Annotated in this window: 9 protein-coding genes, 2 tRNA genes and 1 pseudogene; 1 reads left to right on the forward strand and 11 read right to left on the reverse strand. The window is 72.5% G+C overall.

The annotated features are described in order from the left end of the window. The 6 genes and pseudogenes from ACIO6U_RS09130 to ACIO6U_RS09155 form a co-directional block, all read right to left on the reverse strand. Window positions 1-73, reverse strand: a tRNA-Lys gene (locus ACIO6U_RS09130). 79 nt (window positions 74-152) lie between these two features. Then, window positions 153-1,625: pseudogene (locus ACIO6U_RS09135) on the reverse strand (amino acid permease); the annotation flags it as partial. A gap of 43 nt (window positions 1,626-1,668) precedes the next feature. Continuing rightward, window positions 1,669-4,743, reverse strand: a complete 3,075-nt coding sequence (locus ACIO6U_RS09140; protein WP_401716904.1) for an FG-GAP-like repeat-containing protein — start codon at window positions 4,741-4,743, stop codon at window positions 1,669-1,671. A gap of 212 nt (window positions 4,744-4,955) precedes the next feature. Continuing rightward, on the reverse strand, window positions 4,956-7,220 hold the full coding sequence (locus ACIO6U_RS09145) for a DEAD/DEAH box helicase (protein ID WP_401716907.1): 2,265 nt from the start codon (window positions 7,218-7,220) through the stop codon (window positions 4,956-4,958). A 230-nt stretch (window positions 7,221-7,450) separates the two neighbouring features. After that, window positions 7,451-8,005, reverse strand: coding sequence for a hypothetical protein (locus ACIO6U_RS09150; RefSeq protein ID WP_391159408.1), 555 nt, complete (start codon window positions 8,003-8,005; stop codon window positions 7,451-7,453). A 209-nt stretch (window positions 8,006-8,214) separates the two neighbouring features. After that, window positions 8,215-8,565: a metallopeptidase family protein gene (locus ACIO6U_RS09155; protein ID WP_355336196.1), complete on the reverse strand. Its 351-nt coding sequence runs from the start codon at window positions 8,563-8,565 to the stop codon at window positions 8,215-8,217. A gap of 113 nt (window positions 8,566-8,678) precedes the next feature. Here ACIO6U_RS09155 and ACIO6U_RS09160 point away from each other — a divergent pair. Beyond that, window positions 8,679-8,754 (forward strand) — tRNA-Glu (locus ACIO6U_RS09160). A gap of 86 nt (window positions 8,755-8,840) precedes the next feature. On the opposite strand, the gene ACIO6U_RS09165 is transcribed toward ACIO6U_RS09160, so the two are convergent. The 5 genes from ACIO6U_RS09165 to ACIO6U_RS09185 form a co-directional block, all read right to left on the reverse strand. Next, entirely contained in the window at window positions 8,841-9,866 is a 1,026-nt protein-coding gene (locus ACIO6U_RS09165; RefSeq protein WP_401716911.1) for a hypothetical protein, read from the reverse strand. Window positions 9,867-9,984: 118 nt separating this feature from the next. Then, complete coding sequence (locus tag ACIO6U_RS09170; protein ID WP_355336186.1) at window positions 9,985-11,277, reverse strand: transporter; 1,293 nt, start codon at window positions 11,275-11,277, stop codon at window positions 9,985-9,987. Window positions 11,278-11,281: 4 nt separating this feature from the next. Next, window positions 11,282-11,983: a hypothetical protein gene (locus tag ACIO6U_RS09175; protein WP_401716914.1), complete on the reverse strand. Its 702-nt coding sequence runs from the start codon at window positions 11,981-11,983 to the stop codon at window positions 11,282-11,284. After that, a complete protein-coding gene (locus ACIO6U_RS09180) occupies window positions 11,980-14,199 on the reverse strand; it encodes a hydantoinase/oxoprolinase family protein (RefSeq protein WP_401716917.1) in 2,220 nt (739 codons plus the stop codon). The genes ACIO6U_RS09175 and ACIO6U_RS09180 overlap by 4 nt, the downstream gene beginning before the upstream one ends. A 111-nt stretch (window positions 14,200-14,310) precedes the next feature. Then, on the reverse strand, window positions 14,311-15,921 hold the full coding sequence (locus tag ACIO6U_RS09185; protein ID WP_355336180.1) for an FAD-dependent oxidoreductase: 1,611 nt from the start codon (window positions 15,919-15,921) through the stop codon (window positions 14,311-14,313). Window positions 15,922-16,227 lie beyond the last annotated feature (306 nt).

Genomic DNA, 16,227 nt, shown 5'->3' on the forward strand with positions numbered 1-16,227 from the left:
TAGGCCCTGTGGGACTTGAACCCACAACCAATGGATTAAAAGTCCACTGCTCTGCCAATTGAGCTAAGGGCCCGCTCCCCGCAGCATAGCTGGGACCTGCGGGGGAGGCCGAACCGGTTAGGGCCTGTCCGGCGGATCATGGGCGGTCCAGGCGGCGCCTGGCGCCGGACAGGCCCTAGGGCTGGGGGGTGTCCGTGGGGCGGCGGAGGAACCAGTGGCGGGCGGAGACGAGCCACCAGGTGGTGGCGAAGCCGAGGACGACGAGGACGGCGATGGGGGCGTAGTTGAAGGTCTTCCAGGTGATGGGAGAGAGCTGGGGGAGCATGAAGAGGACGGTGATGAGGGCGACCCAGGCGACGGCGACGACGCCGATGGGGCGGGACCAGCGGCCGAGGTGCCAGGGGCCGGGCTCGAAGGCGGGGCCTTTGCGGAGGCGGAGCAGGGTGGGGATGACGTAGGCGATGTAGAGGCCGATCACGGCGATCGAGGTGACGGCGGCGTAGGCGGTGGCGTTGATGAGGTACGGCAGGCCGAGGCAGAGCGCGCCGGCCGCGGCGAGCCAGACGGCGGCGACGGGGGTACGGGTGCGCGGGCTGACGGTGCGCCAGACGCGCGAGTAGGGCAGCGCGCCGTCGCGTGAAAAGGCGTAGATCATACGGCTGTTGGCGGTCACGGACGCCATGCCGCAGAAGAGCTGGCAGCAGAACGAAGCCCGCGATCCAGGACGTCCAGATGGAACGGACGATGCCGCGCGGACCGGCGGTGGCGGCGTCGTGCGTCTCCTCGGTCATGTGCGCGGAGGCGTCGTACCCGGTGAATGTGTACTGCGCCATCAGCAGGCCGATCAGCACCACGTAAATGCCGCTGCCGAAGCCGGTGTTGTTCACGTAGTGCGTGAACACGAAGCTCGCCGAGCGGTGGTGGTCGGGCACGAAGGCGAGCGCGCCGACGATCAGGCCGACGCCGAGCACGTGCCACCAGACGCTGACGTTGTTCAGGACGGCGACGATCCGTACGCCGAAGGTGTTGAGCAGGCCGTGCAGGAGCAGGATCGCTGCGTAGAGCAGGATCGTCCGGCCGGGGCTGACGCGGAAGTCGAACTGGAGGTTCAGATACGCGCCCAGGAACGACGCCGCGCCGAAGTCGATGCCCGCGGTGACGGCGACCTGGCCGAGGACGTTGAACCAGCCGGTGAACCACGCCCACGCGGCGGCGCTGCGCTCCGGGGCCAGCCGGTGCGCCCAGAAGTACAGGCCCGCGGACGTCGGGTACGCCGAACAGATCTCGGCCATCGCCAGCCCGACGACCAGCGTCATCAGGCCGACCCCGACCCAGCCCCAGGTGATCAGGGCCGGGCCGCCGGTGTTCATCCCGAACAGGTACAGCGTCAGACAGCCGGACAGCACCGAGATGATCGTGAACGAGACCGCGTAGTTCGAGAACGCCGACATCCGTCGCGCCAGATTCTGCGTGTAGCCGAGCTGCGCGAGCCGCTCCTCGTCCGACACGGACGAGGAAACGGACGAGGAGACGGGAGAGGGGACGGGAGAGGGGACGGAGGAGGAGACGGGAGCGGAATCCGGGGGTACGGAAGAGGCGGAGACAGGGACGTCCTCAGGTGTCATGCCCCAGGCTTCCCGCACCCAGGGCATGACATGCACGCGTCGTCTAGTACAGGGCCTTCACCATGCTCCACGACCCCCCGAGGCTCTTCCGCGGCGCGAACGTCCCCTTGCCGCTGCCGTCGTAGCGGTACAGAACGCCGGAGGCGTCGGCGGCGAGGACATCGTTGCGGCCGTCCTGGGAGAGGTCGCCGATGCCGACGATGTCCTTGTAGATCTGCCAGCCGGCGCCGATCCGCACGCGCGGCGCGAAGGTGCCGCGGCCGGAGCCGTCGTAGCGCCACAGCACGCCCGCGGTGTCACGGGCGAGAAGGTCCGCCGCGCCGTCGCCGTTGAGGTCGTTGGCTCCGACGATCTTGTTGAAGATGTTCCAGCCGGGACCGATCCTGACCCGCGGGGCGAAGGTCCCGCGTGACGTGCCGTCGTACCGCCACAGCACGCCCGCGGCGTCCCGGGCCACCGCGTCGGGGAAGCCGTCCCGGTTCAGGTCGCCCGGCGAGACGATCGCGTTGTAGATGTTCCAGCCGGGACCGATCAGGACGGACGGACCCGAGATGTCGGGAAGGGTCCCGTCCGACCGGCCCGGGAGGCGGCGCAGTTCACCGGAGGTGGTACGGATCAGCAGGTCGTTGATCCCGTCTCCGTCGGCGTCACCGGTCGGGACGAGCAGCGAGCCCTTGCCCCAGCCCGCGATGCGCAGCGGGTACGGCGTGAAGTCGCCCTTCTCCGTGCCCCGGAAGACGGTGTCGAGGTCCGCTTCGACGCCCGTCAGGAAGAGGTCGGGGAAGCCGTCCTTGGTGTAGTCGTGCGCCACTGGCGCGCCGTGCTGGGCGAACTGCGTTCCCCCGTCGAAGGCCAGGTCGGGGCCCTGACCGTCGGCGGGCCTCGCGGTCACCTCGCTGCGGTACAGCCCGTCGGGCACGGGGACGCCGGCGTCGGTCCGCTCGTCCCAGTTCGCCGCCAGGTAGTACTCCCGTACCGCCCCGAAGCTGCGGGTGGCGACCCGCGCGCCGGTCACCTTCCGTATGTAGTCGACCTTCCACGAGCCGACCGGCCTGCTCGGGTACCACGCTCCCCCCGCCCCGACGTTCTCCAGCGGAGAGCCGGGCACCCCGGTCCCGAGGACGTGGAAAGTGCCCGCGCCGTCCGCCCAGGCCACGCCGCCGCCGAACCGGTCGACCGTCCAGTGCCAGCCGCGGTCGTCGGTGAGCGAGGCCGCCGGAAGGTCGGCGATCGTCCGGTCGGGGCCGGCGGCCGTACCGCCGTGGAAGTCGTTCAGCACCAGGTGGTCGCCGATGTGGCGCACCAGGTAGCCGTCGCCCAGCAGCGCGGTGCCGCTCGGGAGCGCGACGTTCTTGTTGGCGGTCAGGTCGTACGCACCCGCCGGGCCGGTCGGGCCGCAGGACCAGTACAGCCAGCGTCCGGCGCTCTGCAACTCCGTCGGAACGCAAGGGGCGTTGGTCACGACGGTCCGCTTCGGGCCGTGTCCGAACTCGCGGATCACATCGGCGGTCAGCACGCCCTTGGCGGCAGTGGGCCGCCAGAGGATGTCGCCGCGCACAGTGGCGGCGGAAAGCGGCTGGTCGACCGGTGTGTGGTTCGAGCTGTTGTTGTCGAAGACGTAGAGCCGCGCGGGGGTGCCGCTGGCGTACGCGACGTAAGGGCCCCAGGCGTCGACCAGTCGGCCGCCCTTGCCGGGGGTCGTACGCGGGCCGATCGTGTCGTAGCCGCCGTCCGTGACGGGACCGGTGGAGAGATAGCTGAGTTGCTGACTGCCGCCGAAGAGCCGGACGCAGGACGAGCCGGGCTCGCAGGGGACGGCGGTTGCGGCGACGGCGCCCTTCGGGACCGCCGGGCCGGTGGGCAGGCCATCGGCGAGGCCGAGTTCCTGGCTGTAGAGATTCCGGCCGAGCGAGCCGTCGTAGCGGGCGGCGGCCGTGGCGTACCGCACCACACCGCGGTCCATCGTCATGCCGTCGACCCGTACCGCGGCGGGGCTCATGGGCAGGACGGGAACGCCCGTGCCGATCGGCCCACCGTCGGCCGCGAGCACCCGTACCGCCCAGTCGGCGGCGTCCGCGCCGCCCTCGACGAGCGCCCGCCCGTCGCCGGTGGCGAGCAGGCGGCCGGTGGAGCGCGGCAGTACGGTCACCGGCGCGCCGCCTGCAAGCGGTACGGCCACGACCGGAACGCCCCACGGCGTGAGGGTGTCGGTCGGCGTCGCGGTCGCGGTCGGGGCGTCGGAGACCAGGGCGGAGTCGCCGACCAGGCTCACGGACCGCCGCGTCGACTGCGCCTGGGCGGGAAGCGTGGCGGTCGTCCGTGGGCCGCCGAGGTCGTCCCGGCCCACGGACCGGATCGTGGAACCGTAGTACCAGGCAAGCCTGTTGGGCGTGAGCAGGAGCATGGGGTGGGCGGTGCCGGTCTGAGCGTCGCCGAGGGCGTGGAAGGCGGCGGCGGCCAGATCGACGTAGCCGATGTGGAGCGCGCCCGACGGCATGCGGTAGGTGAGCACCGCGCCCCGGTCGTCGCCGCCGTCCACGCTGAAGACGTTGACATCGTCCGGCAGGGCCACCGCGGTGTCGGTCGTGGCGTCCCCCGCTCGCTCGCCCGCGCGCAGGATGTGCAGTCGCCAGGTCCCCGCCGTACGGTCGCCCGAATCGGTGAGTGCGGCGCTGCCCGCCATCGCCCGGAAATTCTGCCCGGCCGGGATGGCGATCTCCGATGTGCCGCCGTCGGCCATGTCCCGCAGCAGCAGGCGCTTGCCGCCGTCCGCCGTGTTCAGTGTGGTCAGGATGTCGCTGCCCATGGACACGCGGCTCGCGGTGACCCAGTCGTTGGCCACCGGAGGCACCTCGGTGGACGAGCCGTCCGCGTAGCGAGTCCAGAACTCGTGCTCACCGTCCTGGGACTTGCGCAGCACGCCCGACGCGCCCGCGAAGACGGTCCGGGCGTCGGGAGACCACGGCACCGCCGCCTGGAACGACGTCGGAGCGCCGCCCGCGGGTACGTCGGCCGCCGCCGCGGTGGTCACCGTCCCGGTCCCCGCCCCGAACGACACGGCCAGAGCGAAAGTGGCGAGCGCGGCGAGAGCACCGTGCGCGCGGGGGCGTTGTGCCACCCGTTCCTCCTGAGGTCATCAAGAACACGGCATGGCGGGACCCCGGCCTGTCCGGCCGCGTCAGCGCACTGCGGTGAAGCCCCCCAGCCCCCCGGCTGTACCCCCCATGCAAGTGACCGCACTCTAACACTCGCCCCACCTGCGCAAACAGGCCCGCCCGGCGTGAAGTGATCACACCGGGCGGGCCCGTTCTGCGGCTGGGCGGTCAGCGGTCAGCCGTTGCGCTTCCAGCGGGGCTTGCGGTCGTAGGAGGAGCCGGCGGCCGGGGCGGCGCCGGGGGCGCGGCGGTCGTCACGGTTGCCGTAGGAGGGACGCGAGTCGCGGTCGCCGTAGGAGGGGCGGCTGTCGCGGCGGTCGTACGAGGACGACGTGGACGGACGGCTGCTGTCGCGGCGGTCGCGGTTGAAGGGGCGGTCGCGGTCGTCGCGGCTGTTGTACGCGGGACGGCGGTCGTCACGGTTGCCGTACGAGGGGCGCGAGTCGCGGCTGTCGCGGCTGGTGTACGGGGTGGACGGACGGCCGCTGCGCTCGCCGTACGAGGGGCGGGAGTCACGACGGTCGTCGCCGCGGCGGTCGTCACGGTTGCCGTAGGACGGACGGCTGTCACGGCGGTCGTCGCGGTTGCCGTCGCGGTTGCCGTACGACGGACGGGAGTCGCGGTTGCCGTACGACGGGCGGCTGTCACGGCGCTCGTCACGGTTGCCGTACGAGGGGCGGTCGTCACGGTTGCCGTACGACGGGCGGCTGTCACGACGGTCGTCACGGTTGCCGTACGAGGGGCGGGAGTCGCGGTTGCCGTAGGACGAACGGTCGTTGCGGCGGTCGAAGTTGCCGCGGTCGTCGCGGCGGTCCTCGCGCTGCTCCGGCACGGGGGCCGGGGCGGCGGCGGCCAACGCGGCGGCCTCGGCGGCGAGTTCGGCGGCCTTGGCGGCCACCGCCTCCTCCGGGTCCTCGCCGCGCTCACGGGCCGAACGGGCGGTGAGGCGGTCGGCCTCCTCGCGCAGTTCGGTCGCGCGGCGCTGGAGCCGCTCCAACTGACGCGTGACGTCGGCGACTTCGCGCTCCGCCTGGAGAGCGGCGTTCTGTACGGCGTCGGCCTGGACGTCGGTCAGCGAGCGCGCGCCGGTGATCTTGGCGACGTCCTCGTCGAAGACGCCCGCGCCGCCGATGATGTGGCGCGAGGCGTCGACGCCCGCGTCCTCCATCAGCCGGAAGATCTGCTTGCGCTGGTGCGGCAGGGCGAGCGAGACGACCGTGCCGGACTCGCCCGCGCGGGCGGTACGGCCCGAGCGGTGCAGGTAGTCCTTGTGGTCGGCGGCCGGGTCGACGTTGAGCACCAGGCCGATGCCGTCGACGTGGATGCCGCGGGCGGCGACGTCGGTGGCGACCAGGACGTTGACCTGACCGGCCTTGAAGTCCTCAAGGGTGCGGGTACGGGCGCCCTGGGTCATGCCGCCGTGCAGCGCGTCGGCGCGGACACCGGCCTCGATGAGCTGCTCGGCGACGCGGTCGGCGCCCATCTGGGTGCGGACGAAGATGATCGTGCGGCCCTTGCGGGCGGCGATGGCGGCGGTGACCGGCGCCTTGTCCTTCGGCTTCACGACGAGCACGTGGTGGCTCATGGTGGTGACGGCGCCCTGGGCGGCGTCCACCTCGTGGGTGACCGGGTCGACCAGGTAGCGGCGGACGAGGCTGTCGATCTCGTTCTCCAGCGTCGCGGAGAACAGCAGGCGCTGGCCGCCCGCCGGGATGAGGTCGAGGATCTCGGTGACCTCGGGCAGGAAGCCCATGTCGGCCATCTGGTCGGCCTCGTCGAGGACCGCGATCTGCACCTGGTCGAGCACGGCGGAGCCGCGGTTGATCAGGTCGCGCAGCCGGCCGGGGGTGGCGACGAGGACGTCGACGCCGCGGTCCAGCGCGTAGATCTGGTTCTGCATGGACGTGCCGCCGCAGACGACCTTCATCTTCAGGCCGAGGACGTCGCCGTACGGCTGGAGCGCGTCGGCCACCTGCATGGCCAGCTCGCGGGTCGGGGTGAGGATGACGCCGCGGGGGCGCTTGCGCTCGGTGTGGCCGCCGGACAGCAGGGTCAGCAGCGGCAGGCCGAAGGAGAGCGTCTTGCCGGAGCCGGTACGGCCGCGGCCCAGGATGTCCCGGCCCGCCAGCGCGTCCGGGATGGTCGCGGCCTGGATCGGGAAGGGGGTGGTGACGCCGTTCTGCGCGAGCTTGCGGACGATGCCGTCGGCGAGGCCGAGGTCGGCGAAGGTCACGGTGGGCTCGGCGTCGGTGTCGGTGTCGTCCTCGGCGTCGGCCTCGGTGTCCGCGTCGATGACGTCGGTGATGCCGGTAGTGATGCCGGCGCCGGTGATGTCGGTGTTCTCTGCGGTGTCGGCGGTGGTGATGTCCACCACGTCCGCTACGGCGAGGATCTCGTCGTTCTCGGGCATGACGGAACGGTCGGCACTGTCAATGGACATGCTGAAGCTAAACCTCTCGGAGACTTACGGCACGCGCCAGCTCCGTAGGTTGCTTACAACCGCCTCGATGCGGTCAGCCACAGGAGAAAAGGAACGCGCCACGCGGCGCACATCGGATCAGGCGCCAGGCAGTGGGATCAAACGATCTACCAGCATACGCATCTGTCGGCGCCTTTGCCAATCGCCTTCCGGACGGGGCGCTGACCAGCGGCGATACCGCCACGATGCGGTCAGCGGTCGCGGCGGTCCCCGCGCCGTTCGGCGCTCGGGTCGGGCGACCCGCTGGGGTCGGAGCTGGGGCTGGCGGTCGGCGGGTCGGTGGTCGGCGGCGCGGTCGGCGCGTCCGTCGTCGGCTGGCCGGTCGGCTGGGAGGCCGTCGGCGAGGGCTGGGCGGTCGGCTGCGGCGCCGAGGTGCCGTCGGACGCGGTCGGTACGCCGCCGGGTCCTGCCGGGCCGCCGCCCGCGCCGCCCGCCCGGGCCGTCGCGGGGGCCCGCGTGTCGCCGGGCGAGGCCGTACCGGTGACGGACGGGGACGGGGACATCGGGCCGCCGCCGCGGTGCGGGTCGCCCGCGCCCTGCGGGACCCGCGCACCGTCCGCGACGGTCCCCGCGCTCACGCCGGGCGCGTGCTTCGGCGCCTTGGGGTCGGACTCGCTCCCCGCGCTCACGCACGCCGCGACCCCGGCGGCCACCAGCGTGACGAGGACGGCGGACCGCAGCCCCGTACGGACGGCTCGGGCCCGGTCGCGGCGGGGGTCGCGGGGGCGGTCTGGGGCAGGGAGCACGTGTACGCACCTCGGGCTCGGTACAGGCGGACGCGTACGGTCGTACGGTCGTCGTACCGCCGCACGTCCGTACGCACCGGTCGGCGGTCGGATCGCCGTGTCCAACGCCGCGCCTCCCGCCAGGACACGCCCCGCGTCCCTGGCGTCACCCGTGGCGCGCAGCCGGGCCGCCGCCCGCGGCCGTCAGCGCGAAAGGGCCCCCGAAACCGTCACCCGTACCCCAGGGCGTGCAGCCGCTCGTCGTCGATGCCGAAGTGGTGGGCGATCTCGTGCACGACGGTCACCTCCGTCTCGGCGACGACCTCCTCGCGCGTGGCGCACATCCGCAGCGTCGGGCCCCGGTAGACGGTGATCCGGTCCGGCAGCACCCCGGCGTACCACTCGCCGCGCTCGGTCAGCGGCGTCCCCTCGTACAGCCCGAGCAGGTCCGGCTCCCCCGGCGCGGGCTCGTCCTCCACGAAGACCGCCACGTTGTCCATCAGCCGGGTCAGCTCGCCGGGAATCCGGTCGAGCGCCTCCCCGACCAGCTCCTCGAACTCCTCACGCGTCATCTCCAGCACGCTGCCCATTGTCCGCCACCCCGCCGCGAAAAGCGTTTTGGCGAACCCCCGGCCCATCCCATATGCTGCACCCGTCCCCGACGTGCGCCTCGGCGCCCACGGTCGGCCATCCAGCCCTCATCGTCTAGTGGCCCAGGACGCCGCCCTTTCAAGGCGGTAGCACGGGTTCGAATCCCGTTGGGGGCACCACAGATCTCGGTCCGACGAGTCCGGCCCCGGCGCGATGTGCGTCGGGGCCGGGCTCGGTTCGGGGTGGGGGCGGGTGAGGGGCGGGGTCAGCCGCGGGCTACGGCGATTTTGCCGGCCAGGCGTTCGCCGGACTCGTAGACCATGTAGGGGACGCCGTTCTCGGTGCCGAAGCTGGGGGCGGCGCTGCGGCCGTTGTCGGGGGCTCCGTCGGAGGAGTTGAAGAAGACGCCGAGGTGCTTGCGGAGGCTGAAGTCGTTGCCGACCTCGGTGATCATCAGGTCGCCGCCGTGCGCCTTGTCCTTGTTGTAGGTGACGTACGCGCTGCCGTCGCGGGTGAGCAGGTGGGGGCCGCCGACGTCGCCCGCGCCGACGTCGGTGTGGCGGATGAGGGGCGTCTGGGAGAAGGTCCAGTTGCGGGCGTCCGCCGACCAGCCCCAGCCGATGTCACGGTGGTTGGTGGTGTTGTCCAGCATGAACAGCATGACGAAGTGGGCGTTCTTCGCGGGGAGTTCGTGGGCGAAGACCCGGGCGTAGGAGGTCTCGGTGGTGCCGGACGGCAGCATCGAGGTCGACAGGACCACCTTGTCGTACGTGAAGTGGATGCCGTCCTTGGAGCGGGCGAGCCGGGTCGTGGTGTTCTCGCCGTGGAAGTAGAGCCACATCTCCTTGGCGCCCTCGACCCATATGACGTGCGGCGACGAGACATGGCTGACCGAGTAGTGGGGCGACCACGTGCGGGAGACGACCGGGTTGCCCGCGTACTCCGTGAACGGGCCCTCGATGTGGTCGCCGTAGGCGAGGCAGACGCCGCCGGGGGCGTCGTGCGGCGCGTAGTAGAGGTAGTAGCGGCCGAGCGGCGCGGTGAGGCGACCGACCGTGCCGCGTATGCACGGGAAGATGATCTCGCCGGTCGGGTTGTACGCGAGCTGAGACGGCGTCAGAAGGGTCTTGACGTAACGGTAGTCGGGGAATCCGCCGGGGGTGGCGGCCGAGGCCGTCGCCGTGCCCGCCGTCGTGCCCACGGCGAGGGCGGCGGAGGTGGCGACGGCCCCGCGCAGGATGACGCGACGGCTCGGGCTCTGCGGACTCTGCGGGTTCTGCTGCTCTGACATGGGGAACTCCGTCCCGGAGGGATGTCGGAAAGGGCAGAAGTGCGGGAAGTACGGGAAGCGGGAAGTGCGGGAAGCGGGAAGGAAGTACGGGACGTACGAAGGAACGCGGACGAGCCGCTCAGAGGTACTGCACGGCCGTGACGCAGAAGCCGCCGAGCGCGACGCACCAGACGTACGGCAGCGTGCGGACCATCACCGTCTGCGGGGTGACGCCCGCGTACTGAGCGGCCCAGACCGTCTGCGTACTGGTCGGGTCGGCGACGCCGAAGACCTGGTTGTACGAGGTGGTCAGGCCGAGGACGGCGATCGCCGGGTACACGCCCGCGGCGATCAGGACCCCGGCGATGCCCGCGCCGAGACCGAACACGTTCAGCGGCCCGCGGTAGAGGCACAGCGGCACGAGCACGGTGAAGACCAGGACGAACAGCACGGCGTTCTGCGGGCTGACGGCCTTCACGAGCGGTTCGAGCGCGTCGACCGCGCCGGGCAGTTTCACCGCCGCCAGCAGGATGCCGATGGAGATGAAGAGCGTGATCGGCGGCGCCGCGACCTCGAATCCGGCGTAGAGCGTACGCAGCAGCCGCTTGTTCATCTCGCGCGGCCGGGTGGTGGTGACCAGGGCGTAGAGCACGCCCGCCAGCAGCGACGGAATAATCGCGATGTCGAAGCCGAGCGCGAGGATCAGCGGCACGGCGGGGGTGAACAGCGCGTACCAGGGCGCGTCGCCGAGCTGCTTGCGGCGCGTGCCGGAGTTCGGCCCGGGCCGCTCGGCCACCGACTTGAGGGACCAGGAGTGCTCGACGCCCTTGCGGCGGTTCTCGATCAGGACGAAGAGGACCGCGGCGACCAGCGCGAACGGGAACAGCTTGATCATGAAGCCGCGCACGGTGTGGACGGGCAGTTCGAGCGCCGTGGAGAAGAACTGCCAGACGGGCAGTTCGAACGGCATGCCGGCGGCGATGCCCATCAGGATCGTGCCCGCGGCGGTGGCCTTGGGGATGCCGACGGCGATCATCGCGGGGATGCCGATGATGCCCGCGAGCATCGCGGCGGGCGCCGAGCCGGTGACCGTGCCGACCAGCGTGGAGACGGCCAGTACGCCGAGCGCGACCACCACGGGCCGGTCGCCGCCGAATTCGACGATCTTGCGGACGAGGGTGCCCGCGATGCCCGTCTCGTCCAGCAGCTTGCCGAGCCACGACCCGAGCAGGATCGCGATCATGGTGGCGGCCAGCGCCGGGGCGCCCTCCTGGAGCACCGTGTCCAGCACGCTGTTCTTGCCGGTCAGCGGCGCCCCGGAGACCAGGGCGATGGCGACGGCCAGCAGGATGAGTGCGAAGGCCGTGGGGAGCTTGCGGGTGAGCATCGCGGCGACACCCGCCGCCATGATCAGCAGAATGACGACACCCATGGCGTCACTTCTCTCTTCCGTGCGGTGTGCGTCTCCGCGGGGTCCGTGTTTGCGGGGTACGTGATTGCGGGGTACGTGATTGCGGGGTGGTCGCCCCAGGGGCGCGTGTCTGCGGCGACGCGGTCACCCACTCGGCGAGCGCCGCCGTCAGCAGCAGCGGACTGCGGCCGAGACCGCAGACCGTACGGGCGTACGCGTGCGCCGCGATCTCGTCGGCGCCGGCGACGTGCCCGTACCAGCGGCGGCTGCCGAGCCGCAGCACGACATGGCCGAGCGCGCGCCTCAACTCGGCCTTGGCCGGCCCGTGGTGGAGCCGCGCGTGCGCGGCCTCGTGGGCGACGGCCGCGGCGCGGACGGAACCGGCCGGGTACCAGTCGCGCCAGCCGAGCCGCTCCGCGAGGCCGTCGGCCGCCGCGATCGTGTCGGTGAACAGCTCGATGGCGTCGGGCCGCGAGGTGTAGCGCGCCAACAGGCCCATTTCCAGGCCGCCGTCGCTCTCCACGACGTCCGCCGCGCAGGCGACGGGTGCGAGCGCGGCACCGAACTCGGCCGCCGCGCGGGCCCATTGACGCAGCAGCGCGGGGTCGCGGCCCTCGTGGGTCGGGGTGCCCGCGAGCAGCCGCACGCCGAACTCGACGTCGTCCAGGTCGGCGAGGCGGCGCAGCGCGGCCAGGTCGGGCGTACGGGTCAGGACGGATGCCGTCATGTCCGTGCCTCCACAACGGCCACCACCGGCTCGTCGGCAGCGCGGCTGCTCAGTTCGCTGCGGGCGAGCGCGAGCAGCGACTGCGGTTCCACGACGCCCGACAGGTCGGAGATCCGGGACCCGATGAGCAGCCGCAGCGCGGGCGCGCGGACCCCGCCGTCGCCGTACGAGGTGACCTCGTCCACGAGCGTGGCGAGGACTTGGGGCGCGGCGCCCGCCGTGGTGGTCTCGACGCGGGCGTCGGGCGAGTGCAGCCGGACCACTCCGTCGGCGTCCACGACCCGCACGGGGTGGCGGGTGGCGCGGTACCGGCGGCGCAGCTCCGTGCCGTACACGGTGTGCGAGGGCGTGCCCGCGAGCACCCGCACCTCGGCGGGGTCGGCCTTGAGGCTGGCGGCGGCGGCGCGCAGCCGTTCCCCGTCGTCGGCGCGGTGGGTCCGGTCCTGGGTACGTAGTTCGGTGGCGCCGGTGGCGACCGCGCGTACGGTGCTGGTCTGCGGGTCGACGGTGACCTCGACCTCGACGCCGTCGGCGGCGGCGCCCTGGGCGACGACCGCGCGTTCCGCCTCGGCCCGTACGGCCAGGATCTGTTCCTGTCCGGCGCCCGGGATGATCCGCTCGATCTGCTCGCGGACCAGCGCGAGGGCGACCCCGATGGGGCTGATGACCTCGCTGTGGGCGGCGATCCTGCCCTCGCGTTCGCAGACGACGGCCAGGTGCGGTGTCACGGACGCGGCGCCGCCGCCCCCGCCGACCAGGACGGCGTTGTCCTTGTCCAGGCGGTACTCGGAGATCAGGGTGTCGACCACGGCCTTCACCTGGGCCGTACCGGCGTCGAGCACCTGGGTCGCGGCGGTGGCGACGTCCACGCCGAGCGCGGCGGCCAGCGGCGCCAGCGCGGCCTTGGCCGTCTCCTGGTCCGAGCGGGCGAAGTCGCCCTCGGGGACCCGGCCGAGCGCGTTGGCCGCGCAGGTCATGGTGATCGCGAACCGGCCGCCCGCGGCGTCGAGGACCGCGTAGTCGGCGGGGTCGTCGGCGAGCGGGCTGACCGTGGCGAGCGCGGCGTCGCGCAGGTCGTCGGGGTCGGCGAAGCAGGCGTACGGCAGGCCCGCGATGTGGGCGCTGCGCGGTCCGACCGCGGTGACCTTCCGGCCGGAGCCGCCGGTCCCGCCGGAGCCGCCAGAGCCGCCGGTCCCGCCCGTCCCGCCCGTACCGCCCGTGCCGCCCGTGCCGCCCGTGCCGCCGCTGATCCTGACCATGGACCCGCCGCCGACGCCGACCGTCCGCACGTCGAGCGCGGACAGATAGGACGTCTTGCCGAGGATCGTGGCGTGCCGGACGGCGACCTTGCCGCGCCGTACGACGCTGATGTCGGTCGAGGTGCCTCCGGTCTCCAGGAACAGGCCCTCGCTGATCCGCTCCTGCATCAGGGCGCCCGCGACGCCGGCCGCGGGTCCCGACAGGACGGTCAGCAGCGGCCTGCGCCGCATCTCGTCCAGCGACATCACGCCGCCGTCGCAGCGCATCACCATGAGCGGGGCCGTGACGCCCGCCTTGGTGATGGCCGCGTCGACCAGGTCGGCGGTGGCGAGCATGCGCGGCAGGATCGCGGCGTTGACCACGGCGGTACGGGTCCGCTTCTGGAGTCCGTACAGCGAGGTGATCCCGTGGGCCGCCGTCATCGGCAGGCCCTTGCCGCGGGCCGCTTCGAGCACGGCCTCCTCGCCCTCGGGGCGGTCGACGCTGAACGGCTGGCTGGCGACGAGGACTTCGGCGCCTTCCCGTACGACCTCGTCGACGGCCCTGCGCACATCGGCCGCGTCGTCGGGGTCGGCGACATGGGCGTAGTGCAGCGGGAGCCGCTTGCCGGGGGTGAGTTCGAGGTTGCGGAAGGACGCGAGCCGACGGGTGAACGCGGCCCCCGGACCCGTACCGATGCCGATCAGGCCGACGGTGGCGACGTCACCCTCCAGGAGGGCGTTGGTAGCCTGGGTCGTACCGTGGGCCAGGAAGGCGACGTCCTCAGGGGCGTTCCCGGTCTGCTCCAGCAGGCGGTCGAGCGCTTCGACGATGCCGTGGGCTACGCCGTCCTCGTGGTGGTGGCTGGTGGGCACTTTCACCTGCCCCCGGAGTTCGAGGGTCGCGGCGTCTACGGCCACGGCGTCGGTGAAGGTCCCGCCCACGTCGATGCCGACGCGGATACGGTGGGTGGTCATGGTCTGGGCACCTCCTTGTGCAGTGTTGGCGAATACGCGGGCGGTGGGCCGGGCGGGGCAGGTGGAGCTGCTTCCGTCCGGCCGTTCTCCCTTGGGGGCGGCAGGTCCCGCTCAGTAGCCGCGCACGTCGGGCCAGTGGCGCTGGATCCCGGCGCGGTCGAGCACGGCGGCGAACGCGTCGAACCGCTTGTCCTCGGCCTGGACCCGGTGCGGTTCCACGCCTTCGGCGAGGCAGTGGGCGGCGAGGGCACCGGCGACCTCGCCGATGTTCCACTCCACCGGGTGCAGCCGGTAGCAGCCGTTGGTGATGTGGGTGGTGCCGATGTTCTTGCCCGCGGGCAGCAGATTGCGGACCCTGCGCGGGATGAGCGCGCCGAGCGGGATCTCGAACGGCACCGAGCCGATGTCGATGTAGTTGTCACCTCCGGTGGACGGGTGCAGGTCGATGCGGTAGCCGCCGACGCCGACCGAGTCGCGGTACGTGGTGCCGCCGTGCGGGCCGACGAGGTCGATCGCGAGGTCCTGCTCGGTGATGGTGGTGACGGCCTTGATCCGGCGGGACTCGCGGACGTACGGCGCCTTGGCCAGGCCGTCCGCGGTGCCGGTGATGTCGGGGCGGAGCCTGAGGCCGGGAAAGCCCTTGCCGCCGTCGGCGCGCGGCGCCTCGGTCTGGAGCCAGTACAGGACGGACAGCGACAGCTGCCGCGCCTCGGCCACGGCCTGGGCCGAGGTCTCGGGGCCCGCGCCGATCAGCGGCTTGAGCCAGTAGTCGTTGAGCGGCCAGTTGACGAGCGTGATGTCGGAGTCGAAGGCGCCGGGCCGGTGCAACCGGCGGGCCAGAATGCGGCGGAAGCCCCACAGCTCCTTGTCGCCCGCGTCCTCCGACTGGTCGGCGTTGACGTCGAGCGGGTCGAGGTCGGGGTTGGGGACGAAGGTGCGCGGCACCGCTTCGAGCGTGCGCGGGTCGGGGGCGAGGAAGCCGAGCAGCGGGCCCGGCCAGAAGTCGGGGCGGTAGTCCCGCCAGAACTCGTAGTCGGCGGGCTTGTCGATGGTGTGGTCCTCGCCCTCGTGGTGCGAGAGCGCGAAGCACACCGTGATGCCCTGCTGGTTGAGCGGGTCGGCGGTCTCCGGGGCGTGCGGCTCGCCGAATTCGTCGCGCGACTCGGCGCCGACGGCGTGTTCGACACCGGCCAGCTCCAGCAGTTCACCGGTCTCGGTCGCGTCGATCACGTACCGCGCCGCGATGGTGCGGCGGCTGCCGTCGCGCAGGCTCTCCACCGTGACGGACCGTACGGTGTCGTCCTCGGCCGCCGCCGCGACCGGGCGGTGCTCGGTCAGCAGCGTGAGGCGGCCGGACGCGAGGTGCGGCGCGAGCATCGACTCCAGCACGGCGAGGCCGACGCGCGGCTCGTGGCAGAGCTTGCTGACCCGTCCGGCGCCGGGGTTCAGCTCGGTGAGGGCCAGCGCCTCCGAGCGCATCGGGTACCACTGGCGGTAGTACGACCTGATGGATTCCCGCAGGTGGCGGTACGAGGCGGTGGTGCCGAACTGTTCCACCCACGGGTGCTCGTCCGGCGGGACGGCCTGCGAGGTGAGCTGGCCGCCGATCCAGTCGGTCTCCTCGGTCAGTACGACGCCGCGCCCGGCGCGGCACGCGGCGAGTGCCGCCGCCACGCCGCCGAGGCCGCCGCCGACGATGAGAATGTCCGGTCCGGGTTTCACGAGTCTCCTTGAGGTGGTGCGTACCGCCTGCGGCGGTGCTGTCGAAAGATTGCGCGGTGCGTCGGATGACGGCTCTGCCCGGTACCCCGGACCCTCCGGCGTCCGGTTCGCCGAGGACGCCCTACGGCCACGTGCCCTGGCGCCGACCGGCCGCGGGGCCCCCGCCCGTTAAGGGCTCCGCCCCCAAAGACCCCGGCCCCCCGGGGCGAGGGCTCGCGGCGAGCAGTCCGCCGAGCACCGGCCCCCCGGCGCGTGGGCTCGCGGCGAGCAGTCCGCCGAGCACCGGGCCCCCGGGGCGAGGGCTCG

It is taken from the genome of Streptomyces sp. NPDC087422 (genome assembly GCF_044744145.1).
In the GTDB taxonomy this organism is placed as follows: Bacteria; Actinomycetota; Actinomycetes; order Streptomycetales; family Streptomycetaceae; genus Actinacidiphila.